The 13,155-nt window shown below is 70.8% G+C and carries 13 protein-coding genes and 1 pseudogene; 9 read left to right on the top strand and 5 right to left on the bottom strand.

Annotated features, from left to right (window positions below; all coding sequences use genetic code 11):
• Positions 1-23 precede the first annotated feature (23 nt).
• The gene (locus tag ACZ4TG_RS25415) at positions 24-614 is read right to left on the bottom strand and encodes a winged helix-turn-helix domain-containing protein (protein WP_468166629.1); all 591 of its coding nucleotides are present in this window, start codon (positions 612-614) and stop codon (positions 24-26) included.
• Between the two features lie 276 nt (positions 615-890).
• On the opposite strand from ACZ4TG_RS25415, the pseudogene ACZ4TG_RS25410 reads away from it, so the two are divergent.
• Positions 891-1,358: pseudogene (locus tag ACZ4TG_RS25410) on the top strand (PLP-dependent aminotransferase family protein); the annotation flags it as partial.
• A gap of 299 nt (positions 1,359-1,657) precedes the next feature.
• Here the strand turns inward: ACZ4TG_RS25410 and ACZ4TG_RS25405 are convergent.
• The 3 genes from ACZ4TG_RS25405 to ACZ4TG_RS25395 form a co-directional block, all read right to left on the bottom strand.
• Positions 1,658-1,879, bottom strand: coding sequence for a DUF7489 domain-containing protein (locus ACZ4TG_RS25405; RefSeq protein ID WP_468166627.1), 222 nt, complete (start codon positions 1,877-1,879; stop codon positions 1,658-1,660).
• Between the two features lie 330 nt (positions 1,880-2,209).
• A complete protein-coding gene (locus ACZ4TG_RS25400) occupies positions 2,210-4,519 on the bottom strand; it encodes an FtsX-like permease family protein (protein ID WP_468166625.1) in 2,310 nt (769 codons plus the stop codon).
• Positions 4,516-5,226, bottom strand: a complete 711-nt coding sequence (locus ACZ4TG_RS25395; protein WP_468166623.1) for an ABC transporter ATP-binding protein — start codon at positions 5,224-5,226, stop codon at positions 4,516-4,518. Before ACZ4TG_RS25395 ends, ACZ4TG_RS25400 begins: the two co-directional genes overlap by 4 nt.
• A 163-nt stretch (positions 5,227-5,389) precedes the next feature.
• Between ACZ4TG_RS25395 and ACZ4TG_RS25390 the strand changes: the two genes are divergently transcribed.
• The 7 genes from ACZ4TG_RS25390 to ACZ4TG_RS25360 all read left to right on the top strand — a co-directional run bounded on the left by ACZ4TG_RS25390 (position 5,390) and on the right by ACZ4TG_RS25360 (position 11,641).
• Entirely contained in the window at positions 5,390-6,214 is an 825-nt protein-coding gene (locus ACZ4TG_RS25390) for a sensor histidine kinase (protein ID WP_468166621.1), read from the top strand.
• The gene (locus ACZ4TG_RS25385; protein WP_468166619.1) at positions 6,211-6,933 is read left to right on the top strand and encodes a response regulator; all 723 of its coding nucleotides are present in this window, start codon (positions 6,211-6,213) and stop codon (positions 6,931-6,933) included. The genes ACZ4TG_RS25390 and ACZ4TG_RS25385 overlap by 4 nt, the downstream gene beginning before the upstream one ends.
• 368 nt (positions 6,934-7,301) lie before the next feature.
• Positions 7,302-7,823, top strand: coding sequence for a GNAT family N-acetyltransferase (locus ACZ4TG_RS25380; RefSeq protein WP_468166617.1), 522 nt, complete (start codon positions 7,302-7,304; stop codon positions 7,821-7,823).
• Between the two features lie 1,232 nt (positions 7,824-9,055).
• Positions 9,056-9,985 carry a hypothetical protein gene (locus ACZ4TG_RS25375; protein ID WP_468166615.1) on the top strand — a complete coding sequence of 310 codons (930 nt, stop codon included), beginning with the start codon at positions 9,056-9,058 and terminating at the stop codon, positions 9,983-9,985.
• Positions 9,986-10,321: 336 nt separating this feature from the next.
• Positions 10,322-10,612, top strand: a complete 291-nt coding sequence (locus ACZ4TG_RS25370; RefSeq protein ID WP_468166613.1) for a hypothetical protein — start codon at positions 10,322-10,324, stop codon at positions 10,610-10,612.
• Between the two features lie 253 nt (positions 10,613-10,865).
• Positions 10,866-11,141 (top strand): isoamylase early set domain-containing protein, encoded by a 276-nt coding sequence (locus ACZ4TG_RS25365; protein WP_468166611.1) that lies wholly within the window; start codon positions 10,866-10,868, stop codon positions 11,139-11,141.
• A gap of 89 nt (positions 11,142-11,230) precedes the next feature.
• A complete protein-coding gene (locus ACZ4TG_RS25360) occupies positions 11,231-11,641 on the top strand; it encodes a cofilin family protein (protein WP_468166609.1) in 411 nt (136 codons plus the stop codon).
• A 40-nt stretch (positions 11,642-11,681) separates the two neighbouring features.
• On the opposite strand, the gene ACZ4TG_RS25355 is transcribed toward ACZ4TG_RS25360, so the two are convergent.
• On the bottom strand, positions 11,682-12,311 hold the full coding sequence (locus tag ACZ4TG_RS25355) for a winged helix-turn-helix transcriptional regulator (protein WP_468166607.1): 630 nt from the start codon (positions 12,309-12,311) through the stop codon (positions 11,682-11,684).
• A 79-nt stretch (positions 12,312-12,390) separates the two neighbouring features.
• On the opposite strand from ACZ4TG_RS25355, the gene ACZ4TG_RS25350 reads away from it, so the two are divergent.
• Positions 12,391-13,143, top strand: a complete 753-nt coding sequence (locus ACZ4TG_RS25350; protein ID WP_468166605.1) for an MBL fold metallo-hydrolase — start codon at positions 12,391-12,393, stop codon at positions 13,141-13,143.
• Positions 13,144-13,155: the final 12 nt, after the last annotated feature.

Below are 13,155 nucleotides of genomic sequence, written 5' to 3'. Positions count from 1 at the left end.
GGTTCAGCGAGTTCGTTCGACTGTCATTTGGTCGTCTTGCGGTTGCGGAACGCGATGCGCAGCATGGTCACCGGTGCCGCGTCGTCCGGTCGCAGGGAGGGGTCGTCGAGCCGCTCGCCGTAGGAGCCCAGGATCTCCGAGAAGCGCTTCCCCACTTCGGTGAGTTCGGCGGCAGTCAGGTAGACGACGTCGTCGCCGAACCACTCCGCCTGACGCCACTCGCTCGGTAGTTGGTGCCGGGTTTCGATCGCGTGCGTCATGTGCTCGAAGTAGCGCTCGGCCATGGCCGTGCTGAGTGCGTCGGCCGCCTCACCGTCGGCGTTTTGCCAGTTGGTGTACTGGGCCGTGGCGCGCCAGGGCTTCTCCCGGCCCTGACCGCCCTCGGCGTGTTCGACCAGACCGTACTTCGCGAGCGTCCGCAGGTGATAGGAGCAGCTGGCGACGGACTCGCCTGTGAGCTGCGCGGCATGGGTCGCCGTGAAGGGCCCCTCGACCCGCAGCAGTGCGACCAGCTTCATACGGGTCGGGTGGGCGTAGGCGCGCAGAGCGCGGGGGTCCGTGAGATGGACGGACCGCCGCAGTCCCCCGGCGGCGTCGGGCGTGATCTCGGCCATGCTTCTAAACGTATCTTCCTAAAGAACTGTTTACAAGAGTCGCCGACCCCTCCGAAACCGCTGAGGCCCGCCCGGGCTGCCAAAGGTTCGCGCAGCGGTCAGAGCGGCGTGTACGTCCCCGGTACCGGCGGCCACACCCAGCGCCGCTCAAGCAGTGATGACGGGATGAAGGGCCGTGGGCCGCAGAGCCCCTCAACCACCTGACTGCGTAGGCGTGAGGCTGGCATGATGACGGTCATGACCGCATACCGAAAGGCCAATGCCGCGTAGACGGCCATCGGGGCGCTGGTGGCCCGCGGGCCGGTCATGGAGCGCATGCGGGCGGTGCGCCTGGTCGACGACTTCTTCGTCACCCGCCCGCTGCAAGAGGCCGCCCTGGAGGTGCTCAGCTCTCCGTCCTGGGACCGGCATGTCCGCTGCCTCGGTACGGCACTGCGGGAGCGGTGCGCCGTGCTGGCCGTCGCGTTCACGCGGGAGATCCCTGGTGCGACCCCGGCTGGGCTGCCTGCGGGCGGACTGCACCTGTGGGTTCGCCTGCCGTCCGGCGTGGACGGCGCCGCCCTCACCGGCGCCGCCCGGCAACGCGGTGTCGCCGTGAGCGCCGGCAGCCGCTACTTCGCCACCGAGCCACCAGCGGCGCACCTGCGTATCGGCTTCGCTGTCACGGCCGACCTCGCCGAACTGACCGAAGGTGTGCGTCGGCTGGGAGCCGCGCTTGCCGGCCTTGGCCCAAAGGACGGGTAGGGGCATGATGACGGGCCTCGACGCCGAGTCCTGGCCCAAGCTCCGCTTGCACGGGCGGCGCATCCCCTGGGCGGCGGTGGCCCTGACAGGGCTCGCGCTTGCCGGGGTGGCAGTGCAGCTCAGCTCGTCCGGTGCGATGGACGCCTTCGACGCCGGCCCCAGCAAGTCGGGCTGGTGGCGAGATGTCATGCGCAACTTCGCCGGCAGATCCGGTAGCCGGAGAGGGAACGCCCGCCCAGCCGTGCGAGCCGCGCAGGACGGTCGGCCGCGCGCGGACGGTGCCTGGGCAACGGGGCGGGCTACGCCCTGTACGGGTCCGTGTCCGGTTGCTTGGCGATCCGGTCGCCGACCGCGATCGACTTCCAGAGTCGGCGACTGATCCGGACCTTGACGGATGTGCCGTCCATGAGGCGGACCTCGACGAAGTGGTACATGTTCGAGCCGTCGAGCATGCCCCGCGACCTACCGGTGACGACGCCTTCCCAGGCCTCGTCTCGTCCGGTCTCGTGTGATTTCGACATGACATGGAGCCTACGGAGAGAGACGAATGATCCTGTAGGGCCTCGGATCCTGTCTTGCGCAGTACATATGTCATACCCGGGTGCACACCACCCATCGGGCCCGCCCGGTGCATCGGGCCCGCCAGGACCGCAAGCGCCCTCCCCCGGTTCGACCAGCGCCTCGGCATCGGCCTCCACCACCCACCCCGGACAAGCGACCCGTCCCGGGAAACACCTCAGGGCACCGTGGCGATCCCGCGGGGCCAGGACGTTTGCCCGTCAGCCGTGTCACTCGCAGGCAACGCCGTCGCCCCCGTCGCCGTTATCCAGAGGCTGGTACCGAGGGGTGATCTACTCGGTGTGCAGCACCGAGGCGATGGTCATCCGGGCTGCCGACCGGGCCGGGACCAGGGCGCCGAGGACGGCGATCGTCACACCGGCGAGGAACATGGCGGCAAGCTGAGGCGCGTGCCACACGTCTTTCATGTACTCCGGGAAGTCGATCACTCCGACATGGTTCACGACGAGGCGGTGGGCCATGATCCCGAGAGGGATGCCGAGCAGGCCGCCGACCGCGCCGAGCCCGGCGACCGAGGTCACCGTCATCACCACCACCTGCCGGGGGGTCATGCCGATCGACTTGAGCATGCCCAGGTCCCGGCGCCGCTCACGGGTGTTCAACAGGACGGTGTTGAAGACGCCGAGCGAGGCGACGAGAGTCAGCAGCACGGTGAACACGGTGGAGAAGGTGATGATGGTGGCGGGGCCGGCGTTGCCGTCGTCCATCACCGACGCGTGCAGGGCCGGGTCGAGCGCCGCGACCGCCTCGGCGTAGGCGCGCGCGTCGGCGCCGGGGGTGAGCCGTACCGTGTATTCGGTGGCGTGGGCGTCCGGTGCGAGCAGGGCGAGGGTCTGCCAGGTGGCCTCCAGGGCCCGGGCGTTGCCCTCGATGAGCCGGCCCACGACGGTAGCGGTGATCTTCTTGCCGTTCAGTTCCAGCGTGACCCGGTCGCCGAGCTTCAGTCCGCGTTGGGTCAGGAAGGCCGGCCCGGCCACGATCTCGCCTGCCGCGGCCGGCGCCCGGCCCTTGACGACGGTGTGGTCGTACAGGGATGCGTCGCCGCGGTAGAAGTCGGCGAACACGGGCTGGCTCTGGCCGGCCATGTTCGCCTGGGAGAGCGCTCGGGCCCGTACCCCCCGCGCGCCCGGCAGGGAGCGCAGCCGTTCCTCGACCTGCAGGTCGCTGAGCCTGGGCGGGGTCCGGTCGTCGCCCGACCTTTCGGTGGTCACCTGGATCCGTGCGCCCCCGTCCTCCCGCCCGACGTTGCCGTACGCCAGCAAGGTGCTGGTCAGTCCGGAGGACAGGGTCACGGTGGTGACTCCGAGGACGATGGCCGCCATGGTCAGCAGAGTGCGGGCGGGGCGGGCGAACGGCTGGCCCAGGCCCAGACTGACCGGGCGGGGCAGCCGGGTGGCGCCGAGCACCCGCTGGACGCGCAGCCCGCGCCCGGTCCGCGGCGCGCCGCCCGCACTGATCGCCCGAGCGGCGGGCAGCCGGTGGGCGCGTAGGGCGGGGACCAGCGCGGCCAGCAGGACGAGGGCGGGCATGCCGGCGAGGCAGGCCACGGACACCCACGGGCTGATGTCCCCGATCGAGGCCCGGCCCACTTCGATGCCGGCGAACGCGATCTTCAGGATCGGTCCGGCGAGCGCGTTGCCCAGCAGGGTGCCCAGGACGCAGCCCGCCACGGCCGGTACGGAGAGCATCGTCAGGTAGACGGCGACGACCTGATTCGGGGTGAAGCCCAGGGCCTTGAGCACCCCGATGTGCCGGTACCCGGAGACGACCGCCCCGCTGACCACGTTGCCGACGATCAGGGTGGAGACCAGCAGGCCGAGGACGCCGAAGAGCGTCATGAACGGGAGGTAGGAGTCGGCCAGTGCCGAAAAGGTCTGCTTGAGGGTGAGATAGGTCTGCGTGCCGGTCAGCGAGTCCTCGGGCAGTCCGGTGGTGGCCCGTGCCAGCGCGGCGCTCAGCTGGGCCTGCGTCGAGGAATCCGTGAAGCGGTAGAGCATCTGGGCGGAGGACGGGTGCAGTGCGGCCATCTGCTCGGGCGAGACCCAGGCGCTCGCCGATTGGCTCATGCTGGCGGCGAAGCCGACGACGGTCAGCGTCGGTCCGCCTGGGGTCTCCAGTTTGCTGCCGAGGAGCTCCGTGCCGGGGGAGCCCTGGACGGGCCAGTTGACGACGATCTCGCCGGGTGCGGTGGCCCAGTGACCTTCCAGCAACTCGATCCGGTCCACGGGGCCTGCCGGATCGGGGCGGCCCACCACGGTGAGGGTGCCTCCCGCCATCCAGAGCCAGTCTTCGGGGATGCCGACGACGGCCTGTCCGAACGGTCCGGCCGCGGCCTCCACCCCGGGTTGCCGGGCGGTCCGCGCCAGCTGTTCCTGCGAGACCTTCGTGGTGTCGAATGCCGCCACCGTGTGGGCACCGCGCTGTTCGGCGTAGGCCGTCTCGAAGGGGCTGGAGGCGGCGGTCAGCAGGGCCAGCGCGAGCAGGACGGTCGTGGTGGAGCAGAGTACGACGAGTCCGATGACGAAGGTCTGGAGCCGGCGGCGTTTCACGGCCGCGCGCGAGGCTCTCCACACGGCGCTCACGCGGTCGCCTCCAGCGTGCTTTCGCGGGCGACCCGGCCGTCGGCGACTTCGACCAGCCGGCTGGCGCAGCGGGTGGCCAGTTGCGGGTCGTGGGTGACGATCAACAGGGTCTGGCCGATCTGGTTGAGGTCGATCAGCAGGTCCATCACCTGTTCTCCGGAGCGGCTGTCGAGGGCGCCGGTCGGTTCGTCGGCCAGCAGGAGCGCAGGACGGTTCATCAGGGCCCGCGCCACGGCGACCCGTTGCCGCTCGCCGCCGCTGAGCGTCGCCGGGTAGTTGTCGCGGCGTCCGGCGACGCCGAGTTCGTCGAGGAGCTCCAGAGCGCGGCGGCGCGCCTGCCTGGCCGGTGTCCCGGTCAGCTGTGCGGCGAGCGCCACGTTGTCCAGGACGGGCAGGTCGTCGATGAGGTTGAAGAACTGGAAGATCATGCCGACGTTCCGTCGCCGGAACAGGGCCAAGCCGGTCTCGTTCAGCTCACTCAGATCGTGGCCCTGCACCTCGACCGTGCCCGAGGTCGGCCGGTCCAGGCCGGCCACCATGTTGAGGAGGGTGGACTTGCCGCAGCCGGAGGGGCCCATCACGGCAACCGCGTCGCCCGCCCGTATCTCCAGCGAGAGGCCGTCCAGGGCCTTCGCGTCGCCGTATTCCTTGTGTACGCCGTCCAGTCGGACCACTACCTGCCGGGCACTGTCGTGATCGGTTGTCATGACTCGAACCTAGGTCCAGGTCGATGACGGGGCGTCACCCCCCGGGTGTATCCGTCCGGTCGGGTCATCCCGGGGATGTACGGCGCTGCATCCGGGGCCCGACGCGGGCGCGTAGGACACCTGCGAAGATGATCAGGTGGGGGAATCGGTGGGGGAATCCGGGATGATGTGGCTGGTTGTCGCCCTGGCGGCGGCAGTTGGCGCCGCCGGGTGGCTGTACGTGGCGGCGGTACGGGCGCGGCGGCTGCACCAGGCCGCCATCGAGGAGCGCGGCTGGCTGCTGGAGCGGGAACGCGAGAGCGCCGCGCGGACGGCGGTCGACGCCGAGCGGGCCAGGATCGCCGCCGAGCTCCACGACATCGTCAGCCACAACGTGAGCCTCATGGTGGTCCAGGCCGGGGCCGCCCGCGAGGTGCTGGCCACGATGCCCGACGAGGCCGCAGCGGCGATGAGCGCCGTCGAGACCGCCGGCCGGAACACCATGACCGAGCTGCGACACTTGCTCGGCCTGCTCGCACCCGCGCAGAACGGCGACGACGAGCCCTACGACATCGACCTGTCCCCGCAGCCGAGCCTGAGCCGGCTCAGCCCGCTGATCGACCGGATCGCCTTTGCCGGCCTGCCCGTCGAGATGCGCATCTCGGGCGAGCCGCGCCCGCTGCCGACCGGGATCGACGTCACCGCCTATCGGATCATTCAGGAGGCCCTGACCAATGCCCTCAAACACGGGGACGGAGAGAGAGCCGAGGTGACGGTGCGATACGCGGACCACTACCTGCGGGTGGAGGTGCTGAACAGCGGGCCGAGCGTCCTGTCGGGCAGCGGGCCCGCACGGAAGAAGCCGGCCCCGGGCAGGGCGGACGGAACGGGACGCGGGCTGCTCGGCCTGCGAGAGCGGGTCGCCGTCTACGGGGGCGACCTGGATGCCCGCCGCCGCCTCGGCGGCGGCTACCGCGTCCGCGCCCGGATCCCGCTGGACCGGCCATGACGACGCGCGCCGAGCCCGGCCCCCGCGTCGTGATCGCCGACGACCAGGAGCTGGTCCGTACCGGCTTCCGCCTGATCCTGACCGCCCGCGGCATCGACGTGGTGGGCGAAGCCGCCGACGGAGCCGAGGCCGTTGCCGCCGTGCGGAGACTGCGGCCCGACGTCGTACTGATGGACATCCGGATGCCGGTCATGGACGGCCTGGAAGCCGCCCGACGCGTACTTGCCCAGGCCCCGGACTGTCGGGTGATCATGCTGACCACCTTCGACCTCGACCAATACGTCTACGCCGCCCTCGCCGCCGGAGCCAGCGGCTTCCTGCTCAAGGACGTCACCCCCGCGCACCTGGCCGCCGCCGTACGCCTGGTCGACACCGGCGACGCCCTCCTGGCCCCCTCCATCACCCGCCGCCTGGTGGAACGCTTCGCCCCCGGCACCCCCGGCGCCGGTTCGGGCCTCGCAACCCCGGCCGTCCACCGCGACCTGGCCGCACTGACGCCGCGCGAGCGCGAGGTGCTGACGCTCATGGGCCAGGGCCTCTCCAACACCGAACTGGCACAGGAACTGACGCTCAGCGAGGCGACAGTGAAGACCCACGTGGCGCGGCTCTACGCCAAACTCACCCTGCGCGACCGGGCCCAGGCCGTCGTCCTCGCCTACGAGACAGGACTCGTCTCACCTGGCGAACGCACGGGCACCTTGCCCCCACGCACGCTGTGACCCGACTGCCAGCGGGTACCACTGCGAGTGCGCCGCCCGGTGGACCGCGACCAAGCCCCGCTGGAACCTCGCCGCCCGACGACGCCGAAGCCCAGCCCTCCGCGGCATCACTGCTGAGCATGATCAGAGCACGAGCCGGCGCTCGACGGGACACGACCTTCAGCGAGCGAAAGCCCCCGTCAGCGGCCCGGAAATGGGTTGCCCTGGCTGGAGAGGGGTCACTACGCTCACGCCAGCGCGACTGACGCGTGATCTCGGGATGAGGAGGTTGATGAATATGGCCGCCGTCGGCCCTCATCAGCATGCCCTTGTCCGGCCCGTGCGTTAGCAGAAGCGCGGCCGGTCGTTCCAACGACCAGGAGAGACACATGTCTTCCTCTTCCTCTTCTTCATCCGCCCACGCCGACGTGGTCACCGAGCGCCTCGTCCTGCGGCCCTGGACCAAGAACGAGGCCACCGCGGTCCTCGACGACACCCGGTACCCGCACTGGGCGGACGACTTTCCCGCCGAAGGCGATCGCGTGGTCGCGGGCCTCTTCGACCAGTACCCCGCCTGGCTCGGTACCTACGGCCACCGTCTGGTCATCGAGCGCGACGGCGGCCTGGTGGTGGGCTCCATCGGCCTGTTCTGGCCGCCCAGCGACGGCGTCCTCGAGATCGGATACGGCATCGTGGCCTCCCGCCGCGGCCGGGGCTATGCCCCCGAGGCCACCCAGGCCCTGGCCGAGTTCGCCCTCACCTCGCCGGATGTCCACACGGTGTCCGCCGACGTGGAACTGTCGAACCCGGCCTCAGTCCGAGTACTGGAGAAGGCCGGCTTCCACCGGTGGACGACCGGGGAGAACGTAGCCAAGTTCAGGATCGTGAAACCGGACCACGATCGACGCTGATTGTGTGGGGCCCTGGAGGCTATGCCCTCCAGGACCCCATCACGGTGGCCGGGTCCCCGGGCAACCAGCGTGACCGGAGGGAGCCAGGTACCAGTTGCCGCTCGCCGCGGACGCTGTCCTCCGCGACGGAGCCGCCTGGAACACCGCCGGACCGGCAGCCCAGGCCACAGTGGGAACGGCGGAGGCTACGGCCGGACGGTGGGCAGCGGCATGGGCGGGGTGGGGCGGTGGTGAGGAGGGGCAGGGCGGCCAGGGTGAGCGCGGGCAGGCCGCGCCACAGCAGGTTCATCACATGGCAGGGTCTAGCGCGGACAGCACGGCACTGCACACGCCGCGCACGGTCAACTTCACCCGGGTGGCTGCCTCGATTCACCGGGGAAACGACCTTGCCGTCCCCGGCAGCTGCCTGGCGGCCGGTCGAGCCGCCGGGCTGCCCTCGCCGTCGTTTTCACCCTGCACCTGCACACGCCGGGCGGGACGTGCACTCGGACCGGTGAACAAGGCCCGAGTTGACCGGTCCTCCGGACCCATGCCGCGTACGGTGGGCGCGCGCTGACATCCCGTCCGGCATGGCGGGGGCGGTGCGGGCAGTGCGGACCCGGCAGAGAGAGGACGACGGGATGACGGAGGTCACGGCCCGGGAGATGGACGAGCGGGTGCTGGGACGCAGATGGACCGTGCGTCTGGACGCCGCCGGCCGGGGTAGTACGGCCGTGCGTGTTTCGTGCAGCCGTCCTTCCTGTGCTGATCAGCTGCTACCGTCCGCGGCCGCCGGCCGTGCCGCAGCGGTCGCCCACCTCAAAGCCCACCTCAAGACCGTCGCCGCGCCGCGCACCGACGCGTACTGCGCATGCAAGACGGACGGCTGCACCACGCACATCCGCCCCGATGACCGGCCGGCGCCGGCCGAACGGTGGCGGTGTGGCGGGGCAGTCGTCCTCGCTGTCGTCACCGACCGGGTAGGGCGCTGGTGGCGGGCCATGGAGTGCTGTTCACGCTGCGCGGCCGCCGCACCCGGAGCGAAGGTCGTCGCCACCGCCCCGCCCGCTGCCGATCCGGTCACCAGCCGTCGCGACGCTGCCGGCCGCCCCTCGGCTGCACCTGTCGACGCGCTGCGGTTCTCGCACCGCCCGGCCGCAACCGGCACTCAGGAGGTGCCGGCTCCCCGCTCCGCCCCGGCTCCCCGCCGTCCCCGGCAGGGGAAGATCGCGCAACGGATCATCCCTGCCGACTTGCGACCCGTCTTCCTGCGTGACGAGCTCATCGAACTCGGCGACCTCTTCCGCGCCTACCAGCAGCGCACCGAACCCGACCTGGCAGAGCTCGCCGGCCTCCAGGAGCGCAAGGCCCGCGCCTTCACCACCTGGGCCGACGTCACCGGCGACACCGGCCTGCGCTGGGAAGCCCAACGCGCCGAACAAGCCGCCGCCACCGCCCGCCTCCAACACCAGCAGCGCACAGGCCACAGCGCGGACGGCGACGGTCCGCCGGTCGCCCGCCTGCTGACCGCGCCGGCTCAATGGGAACATGCACGGTCCGTCCTCGCCCACGTGGCCGACCACGCCCCGCTGCCCTGCCCGCAAGCACGCCTGGTCGCGATCATGCTCACGCTGCGCACCGCGCTCACCGGAATCGGCAACGTCGTCGGTCAGGACCTCACCGGGCTGGGCCTGACCGATCCGGAGCACCTGGTCGGGCAGCTGGCCGACCGAGGCTGGCTGGTCCTCCCCGGCACGGCCGCCGACCTGCTTGCCTCGAAACCGGAGAACCCCACCAGCGTCAGCGTTCCCTCCCTCATGCCCCACTGGAACAAACCCGGTCCGTTCACGTTCGGCAAGGCGACGCGACCCAAGCTCAGCGGCTGGGCACAGAGGGTCGTCTCGGACAAGAAGCTCCGCAAAGCCAAGCTCGCCGCGGATGCCCGGCTGCTCGTCCTGACGCTGGCCACCCAGACCAGCGCCGACGGACGACTCGGCCCGCTCGGCCAGGGCCTCGGTCTGGAGCTGCTCGCCTCCTGGCATCCCGCCAACCCCGGTGAGCTCCAGATGCTGGTGGAACAGCTGACCCAGGCGGAGTGGCTCGCCGACGCCGAAGTCACCGGGACCCACCTCACCGGCCGGCTGACCGAGCGCGTCCTCCCGCTCACCTGTCCCCTTCCATAGCCGGGCCGGGGGCCGGGCAGGCCGATTCGGCCTTGCTGTCAGAGGGGTGGGCTAATCTCCGGCCATGGAGCTGCCCTACAACACCAGGCCCTCCGCGAAAGAGATCATCGCAGCTGTGCCTCGACTCGCACCGTACGCACTGCCAGCCGTGGTACTGGCCCCCGCACCGGGGGAGCCGACGGTCCACCAGAGTTCCGTGGGTGGACCGTTGCTTTGGCCGGTCGAGGAGGCCTGGCCGCACTGCGACATCCCGGACGAGAAGTCCGATTCCGGACCACCGGCGACCGCCATGGTGGCGGTGGCACAGGTGTACCGGCGGGACGCACCGGGCGACTGGTGGCCGAGGGCAAGGATGTGTTCCAGCTCCTGTGGTGCCCCAACGCGCACTGGGATCCGCCGGCTCCGCACGCCGATGTCAGCCCGGTCGCCGAGATCCGCTGGCGGAACAGCGCCGACGTCACGCGAATACTCGCGTCGCCCCCGCTGCCCCTACGGCAGGAGGACCCGGACTACGGCTACACCCCGGTGCGGTGCACGCTCACCCCGGTGGACCTCGTCGATTTCCCCTACCCACAGGCCCTGCCGGACGGGGAACTCATCGATCGGCCATCGCCGCCACCAAGGTGAGGAGCGTCCTGGCCGCGGTTCATGCGCCTGCTGGAACTCATCGGCGCCGAGCAGCTGTTCCCCATCAACGCACGCCCGACGACTTGACCACAGCGCGCGCACCCACCTCTCTACCGGGGCCGCCGGGAGGCCGGCAGGCGGCCGCCCGGGTGACCTCCACCCGGCCCACGGCCGCGTACCGCCGCACCGCGGCCACGCCGGAGCGAGGATGCATGAGCCGGTTCCCCGCCCCTTCGCCGCTGGAGTCCTTTCCGTGCTCGAACGCAAAAAGCTCAAGGACCGCACCAAGGTCACCTTCATCCTCCCCGACCACACCCCGGACGGGCCGGTCAGTGTCGTCGGAGACTTCAACCACTGGAATCCCGCCGCGCACCCGCTCGAGCCCCGAGGCGACGGCACTCGCGCCGCAACCGTCACCCTCCCTGCCCGCGGCTCACACGCATTCCGCTACCTCGCGGCCGGCGACCACTGGTTCGACGAGGAACACGCCGACAGCCACGACGGCACCAACAGCCGCCTCCACACCTGACCACCGCCCGGCCCGCCTGGCCGGCCCGCGGCCTGGCGCAGCGGCGTTCCGGCTGCCCAGGTCCTGACCACCACCGAGGTGAGACTCCTGTGAGCAGAGTGTTCGGCCTTCCGGAAGACTCCCTGGCTGCCCTGCAGCGGCTGCGGGAGACGCGGGAGATCAACACCGTGATCCTCCGCCGCTCCGACGCCGCAGGTGTCCTGGTCCGGGAGGCTGAGGGCAACCTGACGCACGACGAGCTGCTGCAGGCCCTGCCCGCGGACGAACCGCGGCTGGTCGTCCATGAGCTGTCCTTCGCCAGCCGGGAAGGCACGCGAAGGCACGAACCGCTGCTGATCTTGTGGGTGCCGCCGGATGCCAGCGGGCAGGAGGGGGCGTACGCCGCCGGGCATAGCGCTCTGAAGGAGTTCCTCACCGACGTTCACGTCCACCTCACCGCCGGCCGGACAGACGAACTGGAGTACCGAAAGCTCGTCGCCCTGGCCGACTGTGACAAGTAGCTCTCTGTAGTAAATGACAGGCCCGCGAGCGGCCGGTCGATCAGCGGGGCAGGATGCGGATTACTGCCTCGCGTTCGCCGCTGAGCCGCAGGCCTTGCTGTACCGCGGCGCTCAGATCGAGGTCGCCGAGCAGGGTCGCGGCCAGCAGGTGCGGCGGTCCGGTCAGTGACGCGGTGGGGTGGTCGACCCGGCCGGCGTGTGTGTGCACCGAGCCGTCCTTGACTTCGATGACCAGGTCTTCGTTGCCGTCGGCGTGCAGTTGCAGGGCGATTGCCGGCTGGTCGGGGCGGTGGTCGGTCAGTGCCCGGGCGGGCATGTCCAGCCAGTGGGTGCGGAAGGTGTCGTTGCCGCCCGGCTCACGCAACAGCGGCACGCCCCACCGGCTCAGCTCCCGCAGCACCGGCTCCAGCGTGCGGCCACGCTCGGTGAGGGAGAACAGGGTGGTGGCCACCGGCGGCGGGGCGGCCTCGCGGTGGATCAGGCCGGCTTCCTCGAGTTCGCGGAGCCGGTCGACCAGCAGGTTGCTGGCGATCCCGGGCAGCCCGTTGCGCAGGTCGGTGTGCCGGCAAGGACCCAGGGCGAGCAGTTCACGGACGATCAGCAGGGTCCATCGGTCGCCGACGGTGTCGAGTGCTTTCGCGATGCCGCAGTACTGCCCATAGGTGCGCATGCCACCACCCTATCGTGGTATTGAGATTCAAAACTCTCTTGTTGACTTTCTCAACAACGTCGGTCTAGCGTCGCTGCCCATGACCCCCACCCTTTCCGTGCGTCGGCTGGCCTGGGCCGGCGTCGAGATCCGTCTCGGCGACACGCGCCTGCTGATCGACCCGCTCGAGAACGTCGCTCCGCTGGCGCCGGTGATGGGGCCGCCGCACCGGCCGGTCGGCCCGGTCGATACCCCGCCCGGCACCCACGCCCTCATCACCCACCTGCACCCCGACCACTACGACCACGACCTGATCGCCCGGATCGCGGCCACCGGCACGATCGGCTGCCACACCCCGAGCGCGGCGGCGCTGCACGAGGTGGGCATCACCCCCGTCGCCCAGGACCTGGGCCAGTCACGCCGCATCGGAAAGCTGACCGTCACCCCGGTGACCTCGCTGGACTGGCGCGGCAACGACTGTGACCAGGTCGCCTGGGTCGTCGAAGGCGCCGGCCGGCGGGTCATCCACTGCGGCGACACCCAGTGGCACGGCAGCTGGTGGCAGATCGCCCGCGACCACGGCCCGTTCGACGTCGCGTTCGTCCCGGTCAACGGCGTCATCGCCCACTTCGAGGGCTACGCGGCCAACGTCCCGGCGACCATGACCCCCGAGCAGGGCGTCGAGGCCGCCGTGGCACTCGGCGCCGGCACCGTCTGCGCCATGCACTACGGCCTGTTCCACAACCCGCCGTTCTACACCGAACAACCCGACATCGAGCAGCGCTTCCAGTACGCCGCCGACGAGCGCGGCATCACCGCGGCCATCATCGCCGACGGCCAGCCCGTCCTCTGACCATCAGAAACA

The sequence above is a fragment of the Streptomyces sp. NPDC028314 genome (assembly GCF_055565795.1).
The sequence above is the reverse complement of the archived record's forward strand: the minus strand, read 5'-3'. Positions and strand labels throughout refer to the sequence as shown.

Coding starts and splice junctions, on each gene's coding strand:
- ACZ4TG_RS25415 (WP_468166629.1), bottom strand. CDS start 614: ATGGCCGAGATCACGCCCGACGCCGCCGGGGGACTGCGGCGGTCCGTC.
- ACZ4TG_RS25405 (WP_468166627.1), bottom strand. CDS start 1,879: ATGTCGAAATCACACGAGACCGGACGAGACGAGGCCTGGGAAGGCGTC.
- ACZ4TG_RS25395 (WP_468166623.1), bottom strand. CDS start 5,226: ATGACAACCGATCACGACAGTGCCCGGCAGGTAGTGGTCCGACTGGAC.
- ACZ4TG_RS25390 (WP_468166621.1), top strand. CDS start 5,390: ATGATGTGGCTGGTTGTCGCCCTGGCGGCGGCAGTTGGCGCCGCCGGG.
- ACZ4TG_RS25385 (WP_468166619.1), top strand. CDS start 6,211: ATGACGACGCGCGCCGAGCCCGGCCCCCGCGTCGTGATCGCCGACGAC.
- ACZ4TG_RS25380 (WP_468166617.1), top strand. CDS start 7,302: ATGTCTTCCTCTTCCTCTTCTTCATCCGCCCACGCCGACGTGGTCACC.
- ACZ4TG_RS25355 (WP_468166607.1), bottom strand. CDS start 12,311: ATGCGCACCTATGGGCAGTACTGCGGCATCGCGAAAGCACTCGACACC.
- ACZ4TG_RS25350 (WP_468166605.1), top strand. CDS start 12,391: ATGACCCCCACCCTTTCCGTGCGTCGGCTGGCCTGGGCCGGCGTCGAG.